A 26,054-nucleotide genomic window follows, 5' to 3' on the forward strand; every position below is an offset into this window, starting at 1 on the left:
GGCTGCGGCAGCGAAGCTGCCGCAGCCGATTCCTAAGTAAATGAGCTCAAACAAAGCTGCAATCGGGGCTAGAATTGCAGTCCGCCGTTTTGCAATGAACAAAGAGAAGAAGTAATCTCCGGAATACATCTACAAGTAGAAATCGAGGCTTAGTTTAAGAAACAGTAATGACAGATTTAAATTCCGCTGTCACTTGCTGAGCAGAACGCCTTAGCGAACAAAAACATTCGAAATTTAACAATTCTTTTCTTAGCGACCTTTTACGTTAAAAAGAAGGTTTTTAGACTGCCCCGTCGCTTCGCTCTTCGCAATGACAATGCCTTGCTGCTCCGGCAGGAAAAAGAAAGCTGCTAAATAACTCTTAAAGTTTCTCTCACATTTCTCTGTTTCTTAAAAAAAACACGATATTTGTAACGCGAAAAATTCAAGTAAAATTTTCAAAATAAGCAAGGTTTCTTTTAACCTTGAAAAATAATAAATTATCAGATGAAAATATCAAACAACTGGCTTAAAGATTATATCAAAACGGACCTGAAAACTGAAAGAATCGGTGAGTTCCTTACAGATATAGGACTTGAAGTTGAAGGGATAGAAAAATTTGAAAGCATAAAAGGAAGCCTGGAAGGAATTGTTGTAGGTAAAGTTTTAACCTGCGAGAAACATCCGAATGCAGACAAATTAAAAAAGACAACCGTAGAAGTAGGAAACGGAAAGATTTTAAACATCGTTTGCGGAGCTCCGAATGTGGAAGCCGGACAAACCGTTCCTGTTGCAGTTGTAGGAACAAAAATCTATGATAAAACCGGAAACTTTTTCGAGATCAAAGAAGCAAAAATCCGGGGAGAGGTTTCTCAGGGAATGATCTGTGCAGAAGACGAATTGGGTCTTAGCGACGATCACGGCGGAATTATGGTTTTGGATGAAGAAAAGTTTGAAGTCGGAAAAAATTTCGCAGATTACTTTGAAATAACAAACGATGAAGTTCTGGAAATCGGTTTAACGCCGAACAGAACCGACGCGATGTCTCATTACGGTGTTGCAAGAGATCTTCACGCTTATCTTTCCACAAACAAACAGAAATCTGAGTTCGAAAAAGTATCTTCCGTTGCGCTGAACAACGAAGGCTCTCACGATTTTACATTAGAAGTGGAAGATGCAGAATTATGCCCGAGATACATCGGAGCGGTGATTGAAAACGTAAAAGTGGCAGACTCTCCGGCTTGGCTGAAAGACAGACTGAAAGCCATCGGATTAAGCCCGATCAACAATGTTGTAGATATTACCAATTATATCCTTCACGGTTACGGACAGCCGCTTCATGCTTTTGATGCAGATAAAATTGCAGATAAAAAAGTAAAAGTAGGGACAGTAAAAGAAGGAACAAAATTCACCACTTTAGACGGTGTTGAAAGAACTTTGAACGGTTCTGAAATCATCATCAAAGACGGAAAAGATACGCCGATGTGCATTGCCGGAGTTTTCGGAGGTGCCAATTCAGGGGTTTCTGCTGAAACAACTGCCATCTTTTTGGAAAGTGCTTATTTCAATCCGGTTGCGGTGAGAAAAGGAGCAAAATTCCACGGATTGAATACCGATGCTTCTTTCAGATTCGAAAGAGGAGTAGATCCTAATATTACAAGAACAGCAATTACGCACGCTATTAAATTAATTCAGGAACTTACTGAAGGAAAACTGGTGGGAGAATTGCTGGAACAGTATCCTAAGAAAATTGAAGATCAGTATATCATCATCAGATTTTCAAAAATCGAGCAGATTTTAGGAACCAAAATTCACAGAGAAAAAGTAAAGGAAATTTTAAAAGCCCTTGAAATTCAGGTTTTAAATGAAATTCAGAACGGGTATGAAATTTCTGTTCCCGCTTACAGAGCAGACGTTACAAGAGAAATTGATGTTATCGAGGAGATTTTAAGAATCTACGGATACAATAAGATCGATGCTCCTCAGAAAATTTCGTTTACGCCGGTAAAACTGGCTGCACAGGATCAGGATGAGCTTGAAAATAACTGGGCAAGAACGTTACAGGGATTAGGTTGCAATGAAGTAATGAACAATTCATTGACTTCGCTAAAAGATGAAACGGATGCTGTAAAATTATTAAATCCTTTAAGCAACGATTTGGCATTTATGAGAAAGTCTTTATTGGAAGGGCTTTTGCAGAATGCAATTTACAATATCAACAGAAAAAATCAGGATATAAAATTCTTCGAATTCGGGAAAATTTATCATAAGAGAGATCAATACGAGGAAAGAAAGCAATTGGCTATCCTTGTTTCCGGAAGAGACGTTGCAGAAAACTGGTTGCAGCCGAAATCTGCGACAAGCTTCTATAACCTGAAAGCTTATGTAAAAGTTTTGCTGGAAAGATTATCCATTGATTATAAAGAAGTGGCTTTATCTGATGAAAGATTTTCTGATGCTTTGGCGTATGAAGTGGACGGAAAAGCTTTGGTAAGAATCGGGAAAGTGGCTCCTCAGATGCTGAAAGATTTTGATATTGAGCAGGAATGTTTCTACGCTGAAATCGAACTTGAATTTGCGCAGAAATTACGTTCTGAAAATCAATTGAAATTCAAAGATATTCCTAAATTCAATAAAATCAGAAGAGACCTTGCTTTACTGATTGATAAGAACGTGAATTACGAAGATCTTTATCAGACAGCAAAGAAAAATAAATCTCCGTACCTGAAAAATATTAATTTATTTGACGTTTACGAAGGTAAAAATCTTCCGGAAGGCAAGAAATCTTATGCAATGAGCTTCGAACTTTTAAACGAAGAGAAAACATTGGAAGAAAAAGAAATTACTGCGGTAATGGATTCATTAATCAAATCTTTCCAGAAAGAATTCAATGCAGAATTAAGAGGTTAAAAAAATTACCTTTCGAATACAATATAAACGGACATTTGTCCGTTTTTTTTATGGGTAAAATTAAAACTGACAGCGATTTAAAGATTGAATGTTTTATTAAATTCGGATAAATCATATTCAATTACTATTTTATCTGAAGTGTTAAAGAATAATAAAATCTTCCGAAACCCGTTTAAATAATAATAATTCCGTAAATTTGGTTTAAATCAAAAAGTAAACAATGAAGAATCTTTTTTTAAGTATATGTACTGCTGCAGTTTTGGTTTCATGTGGAACAATGTCGAGCTCTTCTGCTTCCAAAGTAGGAAAAGCACAGCCTTCTCTTGCGGGTACAAAATGGGCTTTGGCTGATAATGTGAAAGGGAAAATTCCCACCCTGAATATTGAAGGAGAAAAAATCAGTGGTAATGCGGGATGCAACAATTACTTCGGAACGGCAAAAGTAGATCCTTCTATGGGAAATTTTTCTGCGGGAGCTTTAGGTTCTACAAGAATGGCGTGCGATAACATGAGTGTAGAAAAAAACTTTATGGATATGGTAGGAAAAGCCAATAAATATGTAGTAACCGGAAATGTTCTGGAATTGTATCAGGACAATCTTTTACTTTTAAAATTCAATAAAGCTGAATAAAATAAAAAGGAACTCAATCGAGTTCCTTTTTTATGTTTAAATTGTTATTAATCTTCATCTTCTTCGTCGTACTTAGCCAACTCTTCATCACACCATTTAAACGCAGCTTCTACCACTTTTGTAGCCTCGTCTGCCATTGTTTCTTCGTCGTCACCTTCCAAATCATCCAGCCACTCAACTTCTTCTTCCTCAACGTTTAAGATAAATCTTGGATATTCTGTATGAACCACGAATAAATCTTCTGGAAATTCCGAATTATCTGCTAATAAAAACTTTGGTAATTTCATTTTTTTAATGTTTTAACTTTAAATCAAAGATAATAAAATTATTGGTATTTGTTCTTGTCAATCTTTATTTTTTGTAAAACTTTATACCTTGTTAACGTTGTTTTCTGAAGCGTATCTTTCGGTTTGAAAGTTAACGTAATATTCGGGTTGATGGTACTCATCAGTTCGGCAACCTGTATTTTGTCAAGATCTTCTGCTGTTTCAAGATAAAACTTCAGCGGAATCTTCTCCATTTTTTCAGATTGCAGAAACTGTCTCATTTCCTTTCTGTTTTCAAGATAATTGCCTTTGGAAAGCCATGTAAATAACATTCCGGAAAGCAGACTTAAAAAGCTTAAAGCGTATGTTTTAACTTCAAAAACCATGAATAATTTCCTGAAATAAACCAGCCAGACCGGAAGACTGAAAGGAGCCATTAATCTGTAATCAATCGCATTCACAGAATAAAAATACTGAATAAAATACGAGCAGATCATCCCGAAAACACTTACAAAAATATAAAATGCCTCCGTTTCTGAGAGTTTATATTTAATAAACAAAAATACAATCAGAAGAATATTTAAAAAGCCGATTCCGTAGATCGCATAATTAATCATTCCGCCTCCCGGATCTGCAATGTGAATAAATGGGTTGAAAGTGGTACACAATCCCTGAAACAATTCAGCAAGAAGTTTAGAGGTAGGATGCAGACCGATTTCCAGAAATTGACTGACATAGTTTTCGTTAAAGTAATCAATAAAAAGAAATTTATACAAAACCACAAAAATTCCTCCGATGATTCCTGAAATAATAAATATTCCCGAATATTTTCTTTTCCAAAAAATCAATCCGAAAAGTCCGGTTCCGCCCATGATGAAAAGAGCGCTGTATCTTATGTTATACAATGCAATAAGGCTTAACGAAAGATAAAAAACAGCTTTTCCTTTTTCTAGTTTTCCTTCAATAATTAATGTGGAAACATATAAAAATACCATAACAAACGGCAAAATCAGCGGTTCGCTCATGGTATAGGAGAAAATGGAGAGGAAGCTGAATAAAGCACATAAAACAACGGATTCTCTGAAGAAAAACTTCTTTTTCCAAGTGAAATAAATGATGAATAGAAACGCGGAAACTCCTACGATTTTACTTCCCCAGAATTCATCAAACCCGAAAAACGTAAAAAATTTTATTGCTAAAGGATATCCTAAAGGAGTCGTGGTATTATCGATCGTCGGGAAAACGTGCGCAAATCTCATATAACGGATCGAATCCGGATTTACACGCCCTTTTTCATTAAGCAGAAAACGCAAAATGGTCATCACTAAAGTAATGATGACCATTGATATCTGAATATTTTTTTCTTTAAATTTCATGGATTGTGAAATTAGTAAATTTTGCAAAGCCAGTCAATCTTAATCAGAGTTAAAATTGAATTCCAAAAAACTCACAATTTACCGTTCACAATTCACTTTTTTTATTTTGAAAACATTTTCGCTACTTTTTCCGCTTTTTTGCTTTCGGAGTAATCATAGAAACCTTCGCCTGATTTTACCCCTAATTTTCCTGCCATTACCATGTTTACCAACAATGGATTCGGAGCATATTTAGGATTTTTGAAACCGTCATACATTACGTTTAAGATCGCCAGACAAACATCAAGACCAATAAAATCGGCAAGTTGAAGCGGTCCCATCGGATGCGCCATTCCCAGCTTCATTACCGTATCAATTTCCTCAACACCTGCAACGCCGTTGTATAATGTCTCGATAGATTCGTTGATCATCGGCATTAAAATTCTGTTGGCTACAAATCCCGGATAATCATTTACTTCTACAGGAACTTTTCCAAGCGTTTTGCTCATTTCATAGATCGCATCGAACGTTTCTTTGGAAGTGGAGTAGCCTTTAATGATTTCAACCAGTTTCATGATGGGAACCGGATTCATAAAGTGCATTCCGATTACCTTGTCGGCTCTTTTGGTAGCCGCAGCGATTTTAGTGATCGAAATAGACGAAGTATTGGTTGCCAAAATGCAGTTTTCAGGTGCAAATTCATCCATCTGTCCGAAAATTTTCAGCTTTAATTCCTGATTTTCAGTAGCCGCTTCCACAATAAGATCGGCAGATCCAACTGCATCCTGAAGTGCTGTAAATGTGGTGATGTTCCCTAGAGTTTCCGCTTTTTGTTCTTCGGTAAGGTTTCCCTTTGCAATTATTCTGTCGAGATTGGTGGTAATGGTTTTAAGACCTCTGTCTAAAGCTTCTTGAGATACATCTACAAGATTTACTTTAAAACCGCTTTGTGCAAATGTGTGCGCAATACCATTTCCCATGGTTCCGGCTCCGATAACTACAATGTTTTTGATCATTTTTCCTTATTTAAGTTTTAATTATTTGCTGTTGATTAAAGTTAAATTTCGTGCATTGGAAAGATCTGCTTTTTTTACCGTCGTTGTTTCATCAAAACTCACATTCCCGTCTCTGTTCGGTTTTTTCATCTGGTTCTGAGTATCAATGGCAGCTTTCAGTCCTTCTACAAATTTGGTTTTCTGGGTTCTGGAGAATGTATCTGTTCCGATATAAATGTTAAATTCACCTTCTCTTCCCAAACCGCTTTGTTTGTACACTTCGAAATTTTTTATTTTGTTTTTTTTCTGAAACTGATTAATAAAATCCATCACAGGTTTAGCCGAAGGTGTACCGCAGCAAATGCTGTGATATCCTACCTGCAGATAATTTTCGCTCTTCTGTGCAAAGAATACTGCTGAACTGAATAACCCGATTAATAATACTATTTTTTTCATTTTTAATGGTTTTAAAATTAAGCTTAAATTTTTACTTATTAAAATAATCCCAGACTGTTTTTGAAATGTCTGAAATCATTCTGCAGTTCACTTCGGCTGTTTCCGTTGAGTTACTGACAAATACAGCTATTGCATAATGCTTGCCATTCGGTAAAGTGATGATCGCAATTTCATTTTCAGCACCCGTTAAACCTGCATTATTCTTGCCGGAAGATCCCGTTTTTCTTGCGATAGGCGTATCTTTCGGAAGCTGTTCAATTAATTTATTTATTCCAGTAGAAGTGGAAAGCATTACTTTCATCAGATAATCTGTTGATTTTTTTGATAATAATTTTCCGTCATAAAACTTTTTCAGCACATCAACCGCGGAATTCATGGTGGTGTAATTTTCATACTGTGCATTCCAGTCTTTATGCATCGCTTCTTCATTGTATTTGATCTGAAAGTTTTTCACCCCTTTAATATTCATAAATTTCTGAACAACCTGCGTTCCGCCTAATAATTTTAAAAGAATATCGCAGCCGTTATTGTCACTTTTAGCAACGGTGTATTCAATAATTTCGCTTAAAGGAACAATACCGCCATTTGGATATTTTTCGCGAAGAGGCGACCACGTATTTTCATGTAAATTCGACTGATTAAGTGAAACTTTTTGATCTAAAGAAAGTTTTCCTTTATCTGCATAATCTAAAACCGCAGCAGCAATATGAAACTTGAAAACACTCTGCATCGGAAGTTTTTTATCAGCATTTTTATTGTACGTAAAGCCGTTTTCGAATCCCAGAACGGAAATTCCGACCATTGCTTTCTTATTTTTAATAATGGAGTTGATTTGCGTTTCTAAAGAGGATTTCTGGGCAAAAACAAATGCCGAAATCAAAAGAAATAATAAGGTGATTTTTTTCATAATATTTGTTTAAAACAAATCCCTCTTAAAAAAGAAGGATTTAATTTATGAATATATTTTAAGCCTGTCCTAAGGTTGTCATAATTGCGCCAGCAATTGCAAGAATATAGAATCCTAAAATTATAATTGTAATAATACCTATAAACTTATAATGTGATTTTAAATATTCGAAAGCGTTGGTAAGACTTTTTTGGTCATTAGTACGCAAAGCAATCTTCATATTTGATGAAAATTTATACAAATAAGTTATAGGAAAAAAGTATATTCCTGCAAAAAGGATATAAATTATCGAAATCCAAATTCCGCTTCCTATAGGTCCAATGCTTACAGACGAACCTACAATAATAATAGAGACCGCAGCAAGGATCATTAATCCTAATCCTACATAACCTAAAATGGCTAAAAAATTTGCCCATTTCGCAATTTCTGTAAGAAATGATCTGCTCACAATGTCGATTTTCAGCTCTTCAAACTGTTCGAAAGGAGATTTTTCCATGTAATTTATTTTTTTGCAAAATACTTAAATAATCTATAATATTTAAAATTTTTAGACAGCTTAAATGAAAAAATACTTACTAATTTATTTTTCTTATCTCACTTCAAAATAATTCAGATTAACCCCATCATTTTCGAAATAAATTCTGATTTTATTTTCTCCTTTTTTAAGATGAATTCCTTTTGCAGAAGCCGTTTTCCAAATTTCATTTCCGCCTGTTGAAGCTAATGAAACGGTGGTTAATAGTTTTCCTGAAGCATCTTCAATCCTGATTTTTGCATCGTTTTCACTTGCATATTTTATGTCGAAAGTATACGTTTTATCTGCTTTTGAGTTGATGGTATACTGAAGCCATTCTCCGCTTTCCGTTTTTCCGACGTAATATTCATTGTCTTTTGTTCTGTAAATGTCAACACCGTCATTTCTCAGTTGATTTCCTGAATTCCATTCCGATCTTTTTGCAGGATCGCTCACCCAAAGATTAATGAAATCTTTATCCGAATAAGCAGAACCCATTCTTCCCAGATCATAATCTGTTGCGAATATTTTTCCGGGAGCCTGAAGATTCTTGAAAGGTTTTGTGGAACCGTCTTTTGTCTGCCTGAACATCGCATCAATCACATCGTTTTTAACTTCCACATTGCTGAATTTATAGTTTTCGGCGATCTGCATCAAAGCTTTCTTGGCAAATTCTTTAGATGGTTTTTCACCTCCGTTCTTCCAGTAATCCAATAATTTCTGATATTCCGGAGTAATTTTTACGTTGGTAATTCCTGCGATATTATCGATTTTTTTCATTGGCCAGAATGCGTAACCGATGTTGCGTTTATCCAAAAGCTGAATAAGCTCTGTAAACCATACATTTGAATTTTCGCCTGTTTCGCCCAGCCAGATCGGGATTTTGTGTTTCTCTCTTAAATCCAGCGCAAATTTCAGCGTAGCGTCATCATTATTATTCCAGTATTTATGAAAACTGAAGACCATATTATTGTCCCAAAGCGGCGTTATACCGTTATAATTATTTCCCCATCCGTTTCCTTCAATGATGATCATGTGCTTTTTATCAACAGTACGAATCGCTTCCGTGATTTCTTTCTGAAGCTTCCAAAGCGGAGCATTCGACATTTCATCCGTTCCGTTTATATTTTTTCCTGTAAAATTGATATTTGGTTCGTTAATTAAGTCATAACCGCCAATCCATGGAGAATCTTTATATCTTTCGGCTAATTTCTTCCATAGTGCGATGGTTTTTTTCTGATTTTCTTCACTTTCCCAAAGAGAAGGTTTCGATTTGTCGTTATCAGAAATATTCACATCATTTCCCTGTCCGCCCGGTGCTGCGTGAAGGTCGAGAATCAGGTACATCTTATTGTCCGCGCACCATTTCAGAAGATCATCAGTCATTTTAAAACCTTCTTCCAGCCATGTATTTTCTCCTTTTTTAGATTCTTTTTCAATCGGTAGAGTGTACAGATTATAATGCATTGGAAGTCTGATCGAATTAAATCCTGCTTTTTTCAGAAAATCAATGTCCTGTCTGGTAATTCCGTTTTTCAGATAAGCTTTGTAAAACTCATTCATTCCGTCTTCACCAATAAGTTCAGCAATTTTCTCCTTAATTTTGTATTGTGGACCTGCAAAGTCGGCCGTTTTCAGCATATATCCTTCCTGAAGCATCCATCCTCCCAAGCCAAGACCTTGCAACTGAATGTTTTCACCTTTATCATTAATAATTTTTTCACCTTGTGTTTTTAAAAGTTGTGATGTCCCAAATTGAGACAATAAAAAAGCGGATAATAGGATGGCTCTTTTCATAGTGATTTTAATTATTGAATTGTTAAGGGATTGTTATAAAGAAATTATTGTTGAATAATGGCAAATATATTTAAAATATGTTGAATAATATTAAAAACAGAAATTGAATTGAAAAAAATAATGATGATTACGAATATTGTATGGTGCACATCCGGATCGGGATGAATGAGAAAATTAGTACTGTTTCGATGAAATGATAAGTTTGGTTAAAGCCAATTAGGCATAAAAAAACGGGTTTTTAGCCCGTTTTTAATAAGTTTTATTTAAAATTTTGCCATTGAAAGTCTTCATCATTATTAGATATTTTTATTCTCTCAGCTTTTTCATTCTGAATTTTCCAATGAGCGGTGTATGTTCCTGCGCCATCAGAGAAAAAGCCAAAGAGTAGATAGTAATGTTTAAACTTTTTAATTTGAAATTGACTTTTATTTAATTCTCCACTAAAATTTGGATTAAACATTTGTGAAACATCTAATTTAATATATTTCCCATCAATGAAAATCGCAAGAGACTTTAATTCGTTTTTTGGTAATTCAGTTTTTGTTTCTGAGCCATACCAATCTTCATTATTAATTTCGCAGATGTATTTTACATTTTGAGATTCGTTTTCACAATATTCAATGTCATTTTCACTCGCTTTAAAATCTTTAATTCTCCAACGAAGAATTATAGTGCTTGTCAGATCAATTCTTCCAGATTTGGAATTTTCAAATTCTTTTATTGTTTTTTCAAAAATTTTTATTCGTCTTTGGTAAATATTTTCTTGACTTTCAGGAATAAAATAATTATTTTTATAGATATAAAATCCGAAAAAAGCTAAGATTAAAAAGCTAAAAATTAAGATTATTCCCTTTTTCATAAATGAAATAATTCTTTTATTTGTATAATACTTTGGAGATTAAGAAATCAACTTCATAATCTCCAACGCAACTTTCAGCGCTTCCGTTCCGTCCTCAATAGAAACTTCTACGTGTTTGTCTTCAGTAATAGAATCTGCAAAAGAATTCAGCTCATCCAGAATGGCATTATTCGGCTGAATATTCGGATATTCAAATAAAATCTGATTTTTCTCACCATCTGCATTTTCAATAATCATGTCGAATGGAGTAGGGTGTTCAGGAGCATCTTTCATGCGGATCACTTCCGCTTTTTTCTCAAGAAAATCAACGGAAATATAAGCATCTTTCTGGAAGAAACGGCTCTTTCTCATCGCTTTCATCGAAATTCTGGAAGTCGTTAAATTCGCAACACAGCCGTTTTCAAATTCAATCCTCGCATTCGCAATATCCGGTGTTTTGCTAACCACACAAACGCCGCTTGCATGAATATTTTTAACCTTAGATTTAGCAATGCTTAATAAAATATCCAGATCATGAATCATCAGATCCAGAACCACAGAAACATCTGTTCCGCGCGGATTGAATTCTGCTAAGCGGTGAATCTCGATAAACATTGGATTCTTAATGTACTCTTTCGTTGCAATAAACGCAGGATTGTACCTTTCAACGTGTCCCACCTGAGCTTTGATGCCTTTTTTCTTACATTTCTGAAGAATTTCTTCCGCCTGTTCAAGAGTTTGGGTTACAGGTTTTTCAATGAAAAAATGCAGACCTTTTTCAATTGCTTTTAGCGCATAATCGTAATGATAAATGGTGGGCGTTACAATATCCAGCATATCGATCTGCTCCAGCAATTCCTCAAAATTCTCAAAATATCTGTACCCGAATTCCGCTTCCAGTTTCTTGCCGTTTTCTACGTCTTTATCGTGGAAACCGATGAATTCGTATTTATCTGACTGATTTAAAAGTCGTAAATGTATTTTTCCTAAATGTCCGGCTCCTACCAAACCTGCTTTCAACATAGCTGTATTAAATTTCTGTAAATATAACAATTTGTTGTTGGTTGTACGTAGACCCCTATCAGAAAATTAAAAACTGCGTGCAACAGTTTTTAACCCCCGACAAAATTTCATATTTTTGTGCGAACTGTTACCTGCAACCTAATAACTACTATCTGTAATGGCGCAAGATTCGTTTGTACATAAAGGAAAAAGAAAGATTTTAGTGGAATATCTCCGAAACAGAATCGGGATTTCGGATGAAAACGTACTTTCAGCTATGAATGAAGTTCCGAGACACCTTTTTATTGAAAGTATTTTCGAAGATTTTGCCTACGAAGACCGTGCTTTTCCTATTCTTGCGCATCAGACGATTTCGCATCCTTCAACCGTTGCCGAACAGTCTGAACTTCTGCAGGTGAAAGAAGGAGAAAAAGTGTTGGAAATAGGAACCGGTTGTGGCTATCAGACCGCCGTTTTAATGGCAATGAAAGCCCATGTTTACACGGTTGAGCGACAAAAAGATCTTTTCGATTTTTCGAAAAAGAAACTCCGTGAAATGAATTTATATCCAAAATTTCAGAGTTTCGGGGATGGCTTTGCCGGACTTCCTACTTTTGCTCCGTTTGATAAAATTATCGTGACCTGTGGCGCTTCCGTTTTGCCAACCGAACTTCTGAAACAGCTTAAAGTCGGAGGAAAAATGGTCATTCCTCTCGGACCAACCGATGAGCAGGTTTTATACAGATTTACAAAAATCTCACAGACCGAATTTGAAAAAGAGGAATTCGGGGCTTATAAATTTGTTCCGATGCTTGGAAATACCAATCAGTGATGTTTGTTTAATTGGGATGGATGAAGGGTAAGACCGTTTTCAGAAATAAATTGAAGAATACCTTTTCGGGCAGTAAAAATTCATTCAATTTTGCTTTAGCCCAAACTTGCTTCAACACATAAAATAAAACAGAATAAATTTTTTAATTTTAAAGAATTAAAAAATAAAAATGAATTCTGAAATCTCAAAATATAACAGTTCTCAAGCGGAATCCGATCGGGAAATCTGCGAAAGACTTTCTGAAATTATCTGTGAGAATCTTATTGATGCTGAATCTAAAATCTGGCATTCTCATCCTGTCTGGTTTTTAGACGGAAATCCGATTACAGGATACAGTAAACAAAAAAAAGGAATAAGACTGATGTTTTGGAGCGGCAAATCTTTCAATGAAGAATTTCTGAACGTTCATGGAGGAAAATTTCAGGATGCGTCTGTTTTTTATAATAGTGTCTCAGAAATTAATGAAGAAGATCTGAAAAGAGCTTTAAAAAAATCGGAAACCATTCAGTGGGATTATAAAAATATAGTGAAGAGGAAAGGTGAATTAATTTTAATTCAAAAATAATATTTCTTCAAAATTCGGAACGAAAATTGAATAGTCATAATTGTCTAATTAACTAAAATCTTAATATGATGAATACCAAAAGATTTAAAATATTACAAGATTTCAGTAATATTCAGAACAGTTTTAAAATGAATTTCCGAAACAGAGCGGAAGGTAATCAGGATAAAAAAGAATCCGGAAATAATCTTCAGATAAACACTTTCAAAGCTAAAAAGTCGGAACCGAAAAGAAAAGTAAGAAGATCTGCCTTGGAAATCTGGGAGGAAATAGAAGAACTGGCATCCGAATCTTAGAAAAAATGAATTTAAAGTATAATTTTTAATATTAAAGTTGAAAAACCTTGCTTGTGAAAAGTGAGGTTTTTTATTTATGCAATGAGTTTTGTATTTAATAATTATTTAGTTGCTAATGTTTTAAATAATTTTGTTCAATACCGAATTTAACCATTAAATTTTTTAAATTTAAAAATTAAAAACTGATAATTATGAGCAAATTATTTTTAGGAGCTTTACTTGCTCTGTCAACTTTATCCTGTAACGACTCTAAAAGAAAGGAACTTGAACTTAAAGAAAAAGAGCTTGAGTTGAAAGAGAAAGAATTAAATCTTGAAATTTTAAAACTAAAAAAAATAGATTCAGTCTCTGCTACAGATGTTAAAAGACTTAAAAATGACGCCGTATCAGCAGAACAACAATCTCTGCAAATTTCTGATCCGTCCGTTTCTAACATTAATAATTTACTTGGATATTGGGTAGACAGTGAAAATGAAAATATTTTTATGTATTTTGACAGGAATGGTAGTTTTTCTTTCACTGATCTCAATAGCTCTACAGAACAATATGAAGAACTTCGCGGAACTTACACTCTTAAAAACGGTAAACTTACATTGTTTTATAACGACAGAGCACAACAGACATTTAATTTTTTTAAGGAAAATTTAAGAACTCCAATTTACTTAATTCAAAAAGGAAGATATTTAATGCAAAAAGCTGTAGTTAAAGAATAAAATTTCATCCTTCTTATTAGTTGTTCTTCTTGAGTGGTTTGTTTTTTGTTAACTAATAAAAGTTTTCAACTAATAAGATTTATGAAAATATTCATCAACAAAAGAATTCCTGAAGCAGGAATGCAGCTTCTTAAAGACGCCAATCTTGAAATATTCATTCCTGAACATGAAAATCTTTCACACGAAGAATGGCTGAGTTACTGCAAAAGCAATGATGCAATTTTAAGCGTGGGAGGAGAGTTTAAATTCGATAAAGACTTTTTCAACGAATGCCCAAATATTAAGGCGATCGCTTTGTATTCCGTAGGTTTTGATCATGTGGATATTCAGGAGGCAAGTGCAAGAAAAATTCCGGTCGGAAATACGCCTGATGTTTTAAGCAAAGCCACTTCAGATGTTGCATTTTTACTGATGCAGTCGGTTGCAAGAAGAGCAAGTTATAATTTTGAAAAAGTAAAATCCGGAAACTGGGGAGATTTTGATCCGCTGCACGCTTTAGGTCAGGAATTATACGGAAAAACGCTCGGTATTTTTGGTCTCGGAAGAATTGGGTACGAAATGGCAAAAAAATCCAAAGCTGCTTTTGAGATGGATATTATTTATCATAATCGTCACCGCAATGAAGAAGCAGAAAAGAATTTGGGAGCCCAATATGTTTCTTTTGATGAGCTTATTGAACGAGCCGATGTTCTGAGCATTCATGCTAATTTCAAACCAGGGCAGAAATACCTTTTTAATGCTTCTGTTTTCGATCGGATGAAGAAAAATGCAATTTTCATCAATACCGCGAGAGGAGGCTTTCATCATCAGAAAGATCTTTATGATGCACTTTCCGAGCACAAAATCTGGGGAGCAGGACTTGATGTCACAAATCCTGAACCTATTTTTAAAGACGATCCTATTTTAGAGCTTTCTAACGTTTGTGTGCTTCCTCACATTGGCTCTGCAACGGAAGAAGCAAGAAACGGTATGGCGAAACTGGCGGCTGAAAATCTTATCGCATTTTCGAAAGGAGAAAAAATGCCTGCCTGTGTAAATCCGGAAATTTACGGTTAAGATTATGGAACTATTTTTGTTTAATTGTATACAATACCAAAAAAATAGTATTATGATACCCGAAAACAGCGAACAGGAACAGGAAAGAAGACTGGAACAGCGAGAGTATAAATCCAGTGAAGATATTTTTAATCAGGAAGAGCATATTTCCTTAGACGGAAACGGAAAACCAATTTTTAATGAAAAAAATGATGATGACAAACTGGATAAAGGATTGGATATTCCCGGAGTGGAAGATGATGATGAAATGGAAGAAATCGGGAGTGAAGACGAAGAAAATAATTACTGGAGTCTAAGCGATAATGATGACGATCATGAAGAGGAAAATGACGATGTTTTAACGTAATATCAACTCAGTATCAAATAATTGTAAACCTTGCTGTTCAGGCAAGGTTTTTTTTGTTTACATTTATACTGTAAATTATTGTATTCTAACCTTATGAATAATTTTGTTATGAATACCATGTAAATAATTGTTTACTATTGATAATTGTATTGCTAAAAGTAGTAAATTTATCAATAAATAGTGATTAAAAGAAAACTTGATTATGATAAAACCTTTACAATTTATCCTCGTATGGATGAGTGTTTTCGGGCTTTCCCAAACTCCCGGAAATATCATCATCAAAGACGCAGTCGGCAACGAGAGCTTTAATGTTACCTGTACCAATGGTCTTAATGCAAACGGCTGTATTGATCTTCATGTGGAGTATCCTGTCATTAAGCAGACCACAAATTATGAAGTCGTTTCACAGGCTTTTGCTCCTCCGATAGCTCTGAATCAGGGAACTCCGCTTAATGCCAATTACGATGATGCTTTTCCTACCAAACTGGATCTGCCTTTTCAGTTCTGTTTTTACAATCAGAATTTCAATGCCTTGGTTGTCGGCTCGAACGGAATGGTTACTTTTGATCTGAGCCAGTTGGGAAACATCAACTATCCCAATGTTCAGTGGCAGAATCCCAACGTCAGTCTTCCCAAAAACTCTATTTTCGGAGTGTACAACGACATGGTTTTTTCGGCAAATGATCCCTCCGAAATATATTATTCCACCATCGGAACTGCTCCTTACAGAAAATTCGTAATCAGTTTTTATGAAGGAAGAATTGCAGGATGTACAGAAAGAGCTTCCTCACAGATTGTTCTGCATGAAACCACAAATGTGATTGAGGTTTTCGTGGATAAAAAACCAACGCCGTGTCCGACAAGAAAATTTGAAAATGCTTTAATCGGGGTAATTAATGCAGACGGAACACTCGGTGTTTCTCCTCCCAACAGAAATACAGGCGTTTGGCAGGCTTTGCAGGAAGGATATAGATTTAATCCGCTTGGAAATGCCATTCAACCGGATGTAACGTGGACAAATTCCGCAGGACAGACGGTTGCTACAGGAATTCAGGCAACAATTTGCCCTACCCAGAATGAAGTGTATACGGCAACTGCGGTATTTAATACCTGTGGAACCAGTACCCTAACTTTAACAGATGATTTTCCTTTAACATTTGATCCTACGTATCCGGCGGCTAAAAATTTCACTCAGGATTATTGCGGAAACACTCCCGTAAACCTTACTTTAAGCAGCTTTCAGGGAAATGTGACTACACAAAATCCGGCGAATTTTGTGTTCAGCTTTCATACAAGCTTGCAGAATGCCCAAAATAACGTCAGTCCGCTGCCGAATAATTATACTTTAACAGCCAGTACGGTTTTATATGTAAGAATTCAGAATCCCAATGTTCCGGGCTGTTACCGAGTTGCTGTTTTAACGTTAAATTTACAGACGAAAAGCTTACTCAAAAATACAGTTGAGATTTGTGATACCAATAACGATGGAGTAGAAGCGAACTACAATTTATCGTTTCTGGATCCTGAACTTTTCCCACCCGGAACTACAGGAATTTCTTATTTTGCAACACAGGCAAATGCTCAGAACAACACCAATGCAATCAGCACCATCAATGTAATGGCAGGTACAACGGTTTGGGTAAGATTGCAGGAAGGAAACTGTACCTATGTTTTAGGTCCGGTCACTTTTCAGTTCAAACCGGGAGTTAATCTCAATTCTCCGATTAACTATAACTACTCAACGTGTGATATCAACAATGATGATGCAGAGCCTTTTGATTTTCCTTTAACTTTCGGACCGCTGATTTCATCACAACCGGGAGCTGTTTTTACCGCATACGCCACCTACAATGAGGCACTTACAGGTTCAGGAGGAGTTTTAAGTACCGTGCATGAAGGAACTTACACTATTTTTATCAGAGTTCAGATTCCGAACGGATGTATTGCGGTTGCTACCGTAAATCTGAATGTTACGTTTAATAAAATTGTGGTGAATTCTAAAACAGAATACATCTGCTTTAACGGAACGGATGACATCAGTATCAATTTAAATACCCTTTCAAACGGGATGCTGGTTTCTCCGGCAACAGTTCCTGTGGTAGAGTTTTATTCAAATTATCCCGATGCAAGTTTCGGAATAAATCCTATAAGCCCGAATCAGATCATCACGACCAATGGAAATTTTGTTACGCAGACGTATTATGTACGTTTCGAAATTTCAGATTCGTGCTATACCATAAGACCTATCACGATCAATCTCGTTCATCCGGTGATCGAACAGTCCAGTTTTACGGTTTGTGATTTTAATAATGATAATACAGAAAATGTACAGTTATCTCAATTTTCATCTGCGATGATCGGAAGCCAGAATGCTGCGGTAACTTTCTACCTTACTGCTGCGGACGCTGCAAGCGGAAACAATCCTGTGAATAACGTTACCTTCACCGGAACACAGCAGTTTTTTGTGAAAATCAACTCGTATAACTGTGAGCAGATTTATCCTTTCACCGTAGGATTAACTTCTACACCTGCTGTAAATCCTCAGGTAACGGTTAACCTGACTAATATTTGTGACAACAATAATGACAATACGGAAATCTATGATCTTACACAGGCACAAAGCCAGATTACAACAAGTTCCAATGTGAATTTCACGTATTATCTGAACTATGATCCGGTGACACACATTTTCACCAATGAAATTACAAACCCTACCCAATTTGTGGTTACCGGAGGAACTGCAACAGTTTATGTAAAGGTTAAATTTAATAATAACGATTGTTTTTCAGCCGTTAAATTAACCATTCAGATGTCATTCTTACCTCCTGTAGTTCTGAACAATGCGGTATTAAACAAATGTGATGAAGATTTTAATTTAAGTGAAACCTTTCAGTTGAGTGATGCTACTTCTCAGATGTTTATTCCTGCTCAGAACACCTATCCTTTATCGAATATCACCATTACTTATTATAATACACAGGCGGAAGCCAATGCAGGAAACCCTGCCAACCAGATCGGAAATACCGTTACAACCAATATTTCGACCGTTCAGGTCTGGGCAAGATTTCAGGTGAACACAACAGGATGTTATTCCGTAGCGTCAATTGAGCTGAATACGTATTTCCCTCCGAAAGCCATCAATTCTACCATTTCAGTTTGTGATGAAAATCTCGACGGAAGTTATGAAGTGAACCTTTTGAATTTTACCAATTTAATGGTTGATGCACCGAATCCTGCGAATACATTCACCTTCTATCTTACCCTGCAGGATGCGCAGAACGGAACCAATCCTATTGCCAATCCTTCCAACTTTACAGCCAATCCTTTCCCTGCACAGATGTGGGTGAATGTGCAGAATATTCCGGGCTGTAACGATATTGCAACCATAACCTTTACTTACGGAAATAAAGTAACCCTACTGAACAACGGACCTTTCCCTTTAGCAACCTGTGATATCGGAAATGACGGATCTGAAACGGTCAATTTAACACAGTTCCAGACACAGATTTACAATGGCGCAAACGTTACCTTTACGTATTATGCTTCATTAGCAGATCTTAATGCGGGAACCAATGCCATTGCCAATCCGTCAGCTTATCTTTATAATCAGGTTTCTGGTTCCAGTACCATTTATGTAAAAGTAAGCGTTCCGGGATTTTGCTCGAATCTTGTACAGATTCAGCTTTCACTGAAGAAAACGCCTATTTTTGATATTCCGACATTGTATTTCTGTCCGGAAGGCTCACTGAGCAGTTATTCTGTAAACATTACCAATTACACCATTGTAAGTTATGTATGGACTAATCCTGCAGGGCAGACCATCTCTACCACCAATACAATTACAGGAATTAACACGGTAGGAACTTATTCATTAACCGTGACAGCAGATAACGGATGTTCTTACACCAAGACTTTCGAAATCAAACATTATGAAGTTCCTGTTATTACAAGCATTCAGTTTAGCGGTAATAATGTGATGATTTATGCTACAGGCTCAAAAACAATATTATATTCTATAGACGGTATAAACTGGCAGGCAAGCAACAGTTTCAATAATTTACCGACAGGAATTACCACATTCTATGTGAGATTTGCCGACAGCGACTGTATCGTTAAAAAAGACGGTCTGGTACTGGATATCACCAATGCAATTACACCAAACGGTGACGGACTTAATGACCATTGGGTAATTAAAGATCTTCAGGTATTCGGAACAAAAATGTCTAACCTTAAAATCTTCGACCGTTATCAGATGCTGATTTTTGAACAGAATTCAAATACCCAGTTCTATTGGGACGGAATGATAAAAGGAAGAGTGCTTCCAACCGCAAGTTACTGGTATGTAATTACCATACCGGACGGCAGAACATTTACCGGATGGGTTGTGGTTAAAAATCATAATTAAATCTAAAAAATCCTTTCATACTAAACCTCATTGAAATTTTCAGTGAGGTTTTTTATTTTTGAAAATCTTAAACCTTCGAATTATCCATAATGGAAATTCCCCTCCAGAGGAGGGGAATCTTTCATGTTGTTTCAAATTTTATCACATTAGTTGCAGGAATTTTCTAATTTGAATATCTTTAAAACCACAAAAATAAATCTACTAAACTAACAACGATCAACAAATACATGACATTCCAACAACAGATACAGCAGGGCATACCCAACCGTTTGCCACAGCCGAAACCTTACGAAACCAACATCAATCATGCACCGAAGCGTAAAGAAATTTTAGGAGAAGAAGAGAAAAAATTGGCACTGAAGAATGCTTTGCGTTATTTCGAGCCAGAATTTCATGCCGAATTACTGCCGGAATTCAGGGAAGAGCTCGAGAAATACGGAAGAATTTATATGTACCGTTTCCGTCCGGATTATGAGATGAAAGCGAGACCAATCTCTGAATATCCCGGAAAATCCGAGCAGGCAAAAGCCATCATGCTGATGATTCAGAACAATCTGGATTATGCCGTAGCGCAGCATCCTCATGAACTGATTACGTATGGTGGAAACGGGGGAGTATTTTCCAACTGGGCGCAGTATCTTTTAACAATGAAATACCTTTCTGAAATGACGGACGAGCAGACTTTGGTCATGTATTCAGGTCATCCGATGGGATTGTTTCCTTCTCATAAAGATGCGCCGAGAGTAGTGGTAACCAACGGAATGATGATCCCGAATTACTCAAAACCAGACGACTGGGAAAAATTCAATGCTTTGGGCGTTACACAGTACGGACAAATGACTGCGGGAAGCTATATGTACATCGGTCCGCAGGGAATTGTTCACGGAACAACCATTACGGTACTGAACGCGTTCAGAAAAATCAATAAAGATCCGAAAGGCGGACTGTTCGTGACTTCAGGATTAGGCGGAATGTCCGGCGCGCAGCCAAAAGCAGGAAATATTGCAGGCTGTGTTACCGTTTGTGCCGAAGTCAATCCGAAAATTACCAAAATCCGTCACGAGCAGAAGTGGGTGAACGAAATTCATGAAAATCTTGACGTATTAGTTGCAAGAGTTCGACAGGCGCAGGAAAATAAAGAATCTGTTTCTCTGGCATATCTGGGAAATATTGTTGAGGTCTGGGAAAAATTCGATCAGGAGAATTTAAGAATCGACATCGGTTCAGACCAGACTTCGCTTCATAATCCTTGGGCGGGAGGATATTATCCTGCGGGACAAAGCTTTGAAGAATCAAACAAAATGATGGCGGAAGATCCGGAACTGTTTAAAGATAAAGTTCAGGAAAGCTTAAGAAGACACGCAGAAGCCATCAATAAACATACGGCAAAAGGAACCTATTTCTTCGATTATGGAAATGCCTTCTTGCTGGAATCTTCCAGAGCCGGAGCTGATGTAATGGCAGAAAATCCTACGTTGGGAAGAGAATTTAAATTCCCTTCTTATGTGCAGGATATTATGGGACCGATGTGTTTCGATTACGGTTTCGGGCCATTCCGTTGGGTTTGTACGAGCGGAAAGCCGGAAGATTTACAGAAAACAGATGATATTGCGTGTGTGGTTTTAGAAGAAATTCTGCAGAATTCCCCTGAAGAAATCCAACAGCAGATGAAAGACAATATCCAGTGGATCAAAGGAGCACAGGAAAATAATCTGGTGGTCGGTTCGCAGGCGAGAATTTTATATGCCGATGCAGAAGGAAGAATGAAAATTGCAGAAGCCTTCAACAAAGCCATTAAAAACGGAGAAATCGGACCCGTAGTTTTGGGAAGAGATCATCACGATGTTTCCGGAACAGATTCGCCGTACAGAGAAACTTCCAATATTTATGACGGTTCCAGATTTACGGCAGATATGGCGATCCATAATGTGATTGGCGACAGTTTCCGTGGGGCAACCTGGGTTTCGATTCATAACGGAGGCGGAGTAGGATGGGGAGAGGTGATTAACGGCGGCTTCGGAATGTTGCTGGACGGAAGCGATGATGCCGACAGAAGATTAAAATCCATGCTGTTCTGGGACGTGAACAACGGAATCTCAAGACGAAGCTGGGCAAGAAATGAAGGTGCTGTTTTCGCTATCAAAAGAGCCATGGAAATGGAGCCGAATCTGAAAGTAACGCTTCCGAATTTTGTAGATGAGAATCTTTTTTAATTTAGAAATGAAATCAACTTTGTCAAAGTTCTTAAACTTTGACAAAGTTTTACTAATTTTTTGATATAAGGTATATTCTGTTGTGTTTCGATCAAATGTTTTTCAGAAATAATGATCTCAATTTTAGTTATCCTAATTCGCAATATAATAGTAAAATCCGTCGCTGATATTCCGGGAACTCATGATCTCAAACAAGTGATTGTTGTTTTCCAGCATTCCCGATGGGGAAAAATAATAGCCGTAAGAATTATCTGAAAATCCGTCCAGAAGAAAGAACATTCCCAAGTCTGTTTTTACAATCGAATAAATATTTACCTTCTTCATCTGTTCAAGAATCTGTTGCTGCAACGAGCTGAAACGGTAATTCCCTTCCGCTTTTATTTTTGCCGAGATCGGGAAAGGCGATTTTTGCGGAATCACATAAGACCAGTATCCATTGTTTTCTTTAAAAATACCATCTACCCTTTGCAAAGAACTCTGGTTTACATAAATTAAATTTCTGCTTTTTCCCACCAGTGCAGCCAGTGTTTTAAACTCCGAAAAATGATCCTTCAGAAACTGAATATACCTGTCCTCGTCAATCATGCCTTGTTTTAAAAACTGATTCGGTTTTTCCGCTGCATCCTTTTCCGTCAGTTCATACCGCTGAGAAAAACCACCCCAGAAAAAATTGGAGATTTCACTTGATGTACGTACCGAATCGAGCGCGTAGATTTTCTCATGCTGTACAGGTCGGATGTCCCATTTCGAAAAAGGCTTTGAAAACTTCAGATATTCTTCCAGAGAAACTTTTTTCTCCACCGTTAAACTGTCTAAATAATTAAATAATTCCACATCATATTTTTCGGTTTTATTTAAATAATCCTGACCGAAAACAGATGCCGATAAAACGAAAAACAACAGAATGACAATTTTTTGCATAGAATAAGAAAGTAACTTCATGGTTATTGTATTGAATTGCGAGAACAAATGTAATGAAAAGTTGAGAAGGGTGATGAATGATAGTCTTTTTAGATTCTTTTATTTAATACAATGCTTTCACGGTTATTTTTCAAAACTATTCCTGTCATTCTGAATGAAATTTTGCGAAGCATGATGCAGTGAAGAATCTTTTAATATAAGATTTTTCGACTCCACTTCGTTGCGCTCAAAATGGCAGTGTTGCAGATTAAATGAAAGAGCTTTTAAACACATCAGTCACATAAGATTTTATAATAATTTCTAAGCTTTAGATCAGAACACATTAGTCTATGAAAATCTTTGATTTTCTTCTTATGTGTTCTTTTAAATATTTCATTAAACTAAACTTATGTGACTAATGTGTTATGTTTTAAAGCAGTAAAACTGTCATTCAGAATGAAATTTTGCGAAGCATTATGCAATGAAGAATCTCTTAAAATGCAGTTATTTGAGATTTTTCGGCTCCACTTCTTTGCGCTCAAAATGACAGTGTTGCAGATTGAAATCTAAAAGTTTTTAAACACATTAGTCACATAAGATTTTAAAATAATTCTAAGTTTTATATAAGAACACATTAGTCTATGAAAATCTTTGATTTTCTTCTTATGTGATCTTCTAAATATTTAACTAAACTTATGTGACTAATGTGTTATGTTTTAAAGCAGTAAAACTGTCATTCAGAATGGAATTTTGCGAAGCATTATGCAGTGAAGAATCTTTTAAAATGCAGTTATTTTAGATTTTTCGACTCCACTTTGTTGCGCTCAAAATGACAGTGTCACACATTAAAAATAAGAGTTTTATTAAACACATTAGTCACATAAGATTTTAAATAACTTCTACGCTTTATATCAGAGCACATTAGTTTGTGAAAATCTTTGATTTTCTTCTTATGTGATCTTTTAAATATTTCATTAAACTAAACTTATGTGACTAATGTGTTATATTAAAAAACTGTCATTCAGAATGAAATTTTGCGAAGCAATATGCAATGAAGAATGTTTTAATATGAGATTTTTCGGCTCCACTTCGTTTCGCTCAAAATGACAGCAGTATAGATTAGAAAAGAATAAGTCTCAGCGCTTATCGCTCCGTATTTTCTGATGAATCTGATCAGTTTTGGCGGTTCATCTGTATTTATTTCGTTCGTCGGGACTTCCTTTTCCTGCAAAGTTTCAATCGTATTTTCTTCAATTTATATTCTTTCAATTGTTGCTCAAAACGTTCATTTTCATCGGGTGGCTGTTGTAAGGCAGAACTTCCTTTATGGGCGTACTGAATATAATTTTCCGGCGGTTGTGGCAATGCATTCGTGCATTCTTCTGAGCAGAGATTCGCCAGTAAAGGCATTACATCGATTCCTACCCAAAGTGAGATCCAGAGCTGATTGGTCTGTTCATAACTCATTGTTTTGCGGCACACGCTGCACTGTACGGTTTCGCCTGAGTAACGGACAGGGTTTTGGTTTAAATCCGGAAAGCCCATTCTGTTTTTATAGTTGCCGTAGACGGCTCTCGTGCTCATTATACTGCTTTTTAAATTTTTGCAGTGGGTGATCTCATAAGGAAACCAGTGCAAATCGTAGGAAGTGTAGACCTCAAAATATTCCAGCGATTCCATTTCTCCGATTTCAGGCGGTATGCGTTTGAGTTTACTTCCGTACAGCCGGACTTTTTTTACTTTTTTAAGCTTTGAAATCGTTTCCGGAAGCGTATGAATCTGAGAAAAAAGATCATAGCCAAGTTCTTCCGCCAGCGAAAATTCTTCCCTCCCGTCTTCGGCAACCCGATCGATATACTCACAAAGTTTCTTCCATGCCACAGAATTTCTATCCTGAACATGATTCTCAATTTTTTGTATTCTTTTGTTCATGAAGGTTATCGTTTTTCTTAAGAATTGCTTTTCAAAGATAGAAAATTTGAGCGTAGGGTATGGATATGAAAAAACCTGCGGTGAGGCAGGTTTTATATCATGAAAAATGTAGATTTAAAAATTATTGAGATTGTGATGTATATTTTATAGAGATGTACTTTCATTGTCTTGAGAATTTATATCTCGCAAATTTTCACGAGTTTGTCTTTCTAAAGTTAATTTTAATAAGTCTTTTTCTATTGTTGCTTTCTCATCATCATTTTTTTTAGACTTTCTCCAATTTAGAAACCCATAAACAACTAAAAATAGTCCTAAAGGTGCAAAAATCCATATAATTATGTTATAATAAATTATGTAGTTATTTCTTGTTTCTATCTCTTCTAATTTTGCATCGGCTTTTATTTTATTTATTTCATTTTCTATTTGTTTCGTTTTGATTTCTTGTAAATATTGACTTTTTTGATTTTCGTCTATTTCATTCTTACTGACTTTTTTACTTAAAAGAATAGCTTTATTTTCATTTTTAGTGACTGAATATTCAATCGTTTTTAATTCTTTTAATAACTCAATCTTGAGAATTTCTAAACTTTGCTTTTCTTTTAATGGATAATATATTGTGAGTACTAACATCAAAATGCCAATACTAACCAAATATTTATATAAATTTTCAGATCCTGAAAAAAAACTAGTTTCCATTTTTTTTAGTTTTATTTGCAAAAGGTTGAGTTAAGTCATCTGTATCTATATCAAGTGTATCAATTATTGTTTTTGTATTATTCAGTTTACCTTGGATTTTAGTTGCAATGCTCTTGATTTGTGGATCTTTTTCAGTTTTGGGATCAATTCCACAAGAAACTAGATTTAACAGATAAGCTAAAATAGCTAGGGATTTTCCAGCTTTAATCAACTCTAATTTACCGGGTGATTGTAAATTTATTTTAACAAAAAACTCATCTAGATTTTCATTGAAATTAAATTCGGTGTTTATTTCATTAATAATATATTCTATATTATCCATTAATTTATTCAAATCTCTGAAATTGATGTCATCTTGTTTATCTACATTGAGTATATAATGAGTTTTGTCTCCCTTTTTAAATAAATTCCCTATAACTTTATCGATGTATGGCGCATACCTGTCTACTTTAC

23 protein-coding genes are annotated in these 26,054 nt (G+C 35.8%); 10 read left to right on the forward strand and 13 right to left on the reverse strand.

Annotated features, from left to right (window positions below; translation table 11 throughout):
* Nucleotides 1-486: 486 nt before the first annotated feature.
* Complete coding sequence (gene pheT, locus DD829_RS03180; protein WP_108410365.1) at nucleotides 487-2,889, forward strand: phenylalanine--tRNA ligase subunit beta; 2,403 nt, start codon at nucleotides 487-489, stop codon at nucleotides 2,887-2,889.
* Between the two features lie 220 nt (nucleotides 2,890-3,109).
* The gene (locus tag DD829_RS03185) at nucleotides 3,110-3,520 is read left to right on the forward strand and encodes an META domain-containing protein (protein WP_087706307.1); all 411 of its coding nucleotides are present in this window, start codon (nucleotides 3,110-3,112) and stop codon (nucleotides 3,518-3,520) included.
* A gap of 47 nt (nucleotides 3,521-3,567) precedes the next feature.
* Here DD829_RS03185 and DD829_RS03190 read toward each other — a convergent pair whose 3' ends face one another.
* The 9 genes from DD829_RS03190 to DD829_RS03230 all read right to left on the reverse strand — a co-directional run bounded on the left by DD829_RS03190 (nucleotide 3,568) and on the right by DD829_RS03230 (nucleotide 11,671).
* A complete protein-coding gene (locus DD829_RS03190) occupies nucleotides 3,568-3,807 on the reverse strand; it encodes a hypothetical protein (protein WP_108411504.1) in 240 nt (79 codons plus the stop codon).
* A gap of 38 nt (nucleotides 3,808-3,845) precedes the next feature.
* Nucleotides 3,846-5,162: a hypothetical protein gene (locus tag DD829_RS03195; RefSeq protein WP_108411505.1), complete on the reverse strand. Its 1,317-nt coding sequence runs from the start codon at nucleotides 5,160-5,162 to the stop codon at nucleotides 3,846-3,848.
* Between the two features lie 101 nt (nucleotides 5,163-5,263).
* Nucleotides 5,264-6,154 (reverse strand): 3-hydroxybutyryl-CoA dehydrogenase, encoded by an 891-nt coding sequence (locus DD829_RS03200; protein ID WP_175608832.1) that lies wholly within the window; start codon nucleotides 6,152-6,154, stop codon nucleotides 5,264-5,266.
* A 24-nt stretch (nucleotides 6,155-6,178) separates the two neighbouring features.
* Nucleotides 6,179-6,592, reverse strand: coding sequence for a hypothetical protein (locus DD829_RS03205; RefSeq protein ID WP_108411506.1), 414 nt, complete (start codon nucleotides 6,590-6,592; stop codon nucleotides 6,179-6,181).
* 31 nt (nucleotides 6,593-6,623) lie between these two features.
* Entirely contained in the window at nucleotides 6,624-7,499 is an 876-nt protein-coding gene (gene bla-A / locus DD829_RS03210; protein WP_116547515.1) for a CGA/CIA family class A beta-lactamase, read from the reverse strand.
* 58 nt (nucleotides 7,500-7,557) lie between these two features.
* A complete protein-coding gene (locus DD829_RS03215) occupies nucleotides 7,558-7,995 on the reverse strand; it encodes a hypothetical protein (RefSeq protein ID WP_116547516.1) in 438 nt (145 codons plus the stop codon).
* A gap of 93 nt (nucleotides 7,996-8,088) precedes the next feature.
* Nucleotides 8,089-9,810 carry a cellulase family glycosylhydrolase gene (locus DD829_RS03220; RefSeq protein ID WP_108411066.1) on the reverse strand — a complete coding sequence of 574 codons (1,722 nt, stop codon included), beginning with the start codon at nucleotides 9,808-9,810 and terminating at the stop codon, nucleotides 8,089-8,091.
* 259 nt (nucleotides 9,811-10,069) lie between these two features.
* Nucleotides 10,070-10,669, reverse strand: a complete 600-nt coding sequence (locus DD829_RS03225; protein WP_116547517.1) for a hypothetical protein — start codon at nucleotides 10,667-10,669, stop codon at nucleotides 10,070-10,072.
* A gap of 39 nt (nucleotides 10,670-10,708) precedes the next feature.
* Entirely contained in the window at nucleotides 10,709-11,671 is a 963-nt protein-coding gene (locus DD829_RS03230; protein ID WP_108410638.1) for a Gfo/Idh/MocA family protein, read from the reverse strand.
* A 157-nt stretch (nucleotides 11,672-11,828) separates the two neighbouring features.
* Between DD829_RS03230 and DD829_RS03235 the strand changes: the two genes are divergently transcribed.
* From DD829_RS03235 to DD829_RS03270, 8 genes are all read left to right on the forward strand, one after another.
* A complete protein-coding gene (locus tag DD829_RS03235; RefSeq protein WP_076394516.1) occupies nucleotides 11,829-12,482 on the forward strand; it encodes a protein-L-isoaspartate(D-aspartate) O-methyltransferase in 654 nt (217 codons plus the stop codon).
* Between the two features lie 169 nt (nucleotides 12,483-12,651).
* Nucleotides 12,652-13,047 (forward strand): DUF1801 domain-containing protein, encoded by a 396-nt coding sequence (locus tag DD829_RS03240; RefSeq protein WP_116547518.1) that lies wholly within the window; start codon nucleotides 12,652-12,654, stop codon nucleotides 13,045-13,047.
* A gap of 65 nt (nucleotides 13,048-13,112) precedes the next feature.
* Nucleotides 13,113-13,340: a hypothetical protein gene (locus DD829_RS03245; protein ID WP_116547519.1), complete on the forward strand. Its 228-nt coding sequence runs from the start codon at nucleotides 13,113-13,115 to the stop codon at nucleotides 13,338-13,340.
* Nucleotides 13,341-13,531: 191 nt separating this feature from the next.
* Complete coding sequence (locus tag DD829_RS03250) at nucleotides 13,532-14,053, forward strand: hypothetical protein (RefSeq protein ID WP_108409159.1); 522 nt, start codon at nucleotides 13,532-13,534, stop codon at nucleotides 14,051-14,053.
* 81 nt (nucleotides 14,054-14,134) lie between these two features.
* The gene (locus tag DD829_RS03255) at nucleotides 14,135-15,109 is read left to right on the forward strand and encodes a 2-hydroxyacid dehydrogenase (RefSeq protein ID WP_108409160.1); all 975 of its coding nucleotides are present in this window, start codon (nucleotides 14,135-14,137) and stop codon (nucleotides 15,107-15,109) included.
* A gap of 52 nt (nucleotides 15,110-15,161) precedes the next feature.
* On the forward strand, nucleotides 15,162-15,455 hold the full coding sequence (locus tag DD829_RS03260) for a hypothetical protein (protein WP_076394522.1): 294 nt from the start codon (nucleotides 15,162-15,164) through the stop codon (nucleotides 15,453-15,455).
* 202 nt (nucleotides 15,456-15,657) lie between these two features.
* Nucleotides 15,658-19,860, forward strand: a complete 4,203-nt coding sequence (locus DD829_RS03265; protein ID WP_108409161.1) for a T9SS type B sorting domain-containing protein — start codon at nucleotides 15,658-15,660, stop codon at nucleotides 19,858-19,860.
* Nucleotides 19,861-20,087: 227 nt separating this feature from the next.
* Nucleotides 20,088-22,073 (forward strand): urocanate hydratase, encoded by a 1,986-nt coding sequence (locus DD829_RS03270; RefSeq protein ID WP_108409162.1) that lies wholly within the window; start codon nucleotides 20,088-20,090, stop codon nucleotides 22,071-22,073.
* 132 nt (nucleotides 22,074-22,205) lie between these two features.
* Here the strand turns inward: DD829_RS03270 and DD829_RS03275 are convergent, their stop codons facing one another.
* The 4 genes from DD829_RS03275 to DD829_RS23450 form a co-directional block, all read right to left on the reverse strand.
* Nucleotides 22,206-23,015, reverse strand: a complete 810-nt coding sequence (locus tag DD829_RS03275) for a hypothetical protein (protein WP_108409163.1) — start codon at nucleotides 23,013-23,015, stop codon at nucleotides 22,206-22,208.
* Nucleotides 23,016-24,170: 1,155 nt separating this feature from the next.
* Nucleotides 24,171-24,905: a leucine-rich repeat domain-containing protein gene (locus DD829_RS03280; RefSeq protein WP_185140299.1), complete on the reverse strand. Its 735-nt coding sequence runs from the start codon at nucleotides 24,903-24,905 to the stop codon at nucleotides 24,171-24,173.
* A gap of 144 nt (nucleotides 24,906-25,049) precedes the next feature.
* Nucleotides 25,050-25,601 carry a hypothetical protein gene (locus DD829_RS03285; RefSeq protein ID WP_116547520.1) on the reverse strand — a complete coding sequence of 184 codons (552 nt, stop codon included), beginning with the start codon at nucleotides 25,599-25,601 and terminating at the stop codon, nucleotides 25,050-25,052.
* Nucleotides 25,591-26,054: hypothetical protein (locus DD829_RS23450; RefSeq protein WP_165814837.1), on the reverse strand; the 464-nt coding region annotated here is incomplete at its 5' end. The genes DD829_RS03285 and DD829_RS23450, both read right to left, overlap by 11 nt.

The organism is Chryseobacterium sp. HMWF035, assembly GCF_003094695.1.
Taxonomy (GTDB): Bacteria; Bacteroidota; Bacteroidia; order Flavobacteriales; family Weeksellaceae; genus Chryseobacterium; species Chryseobacterium gambrini.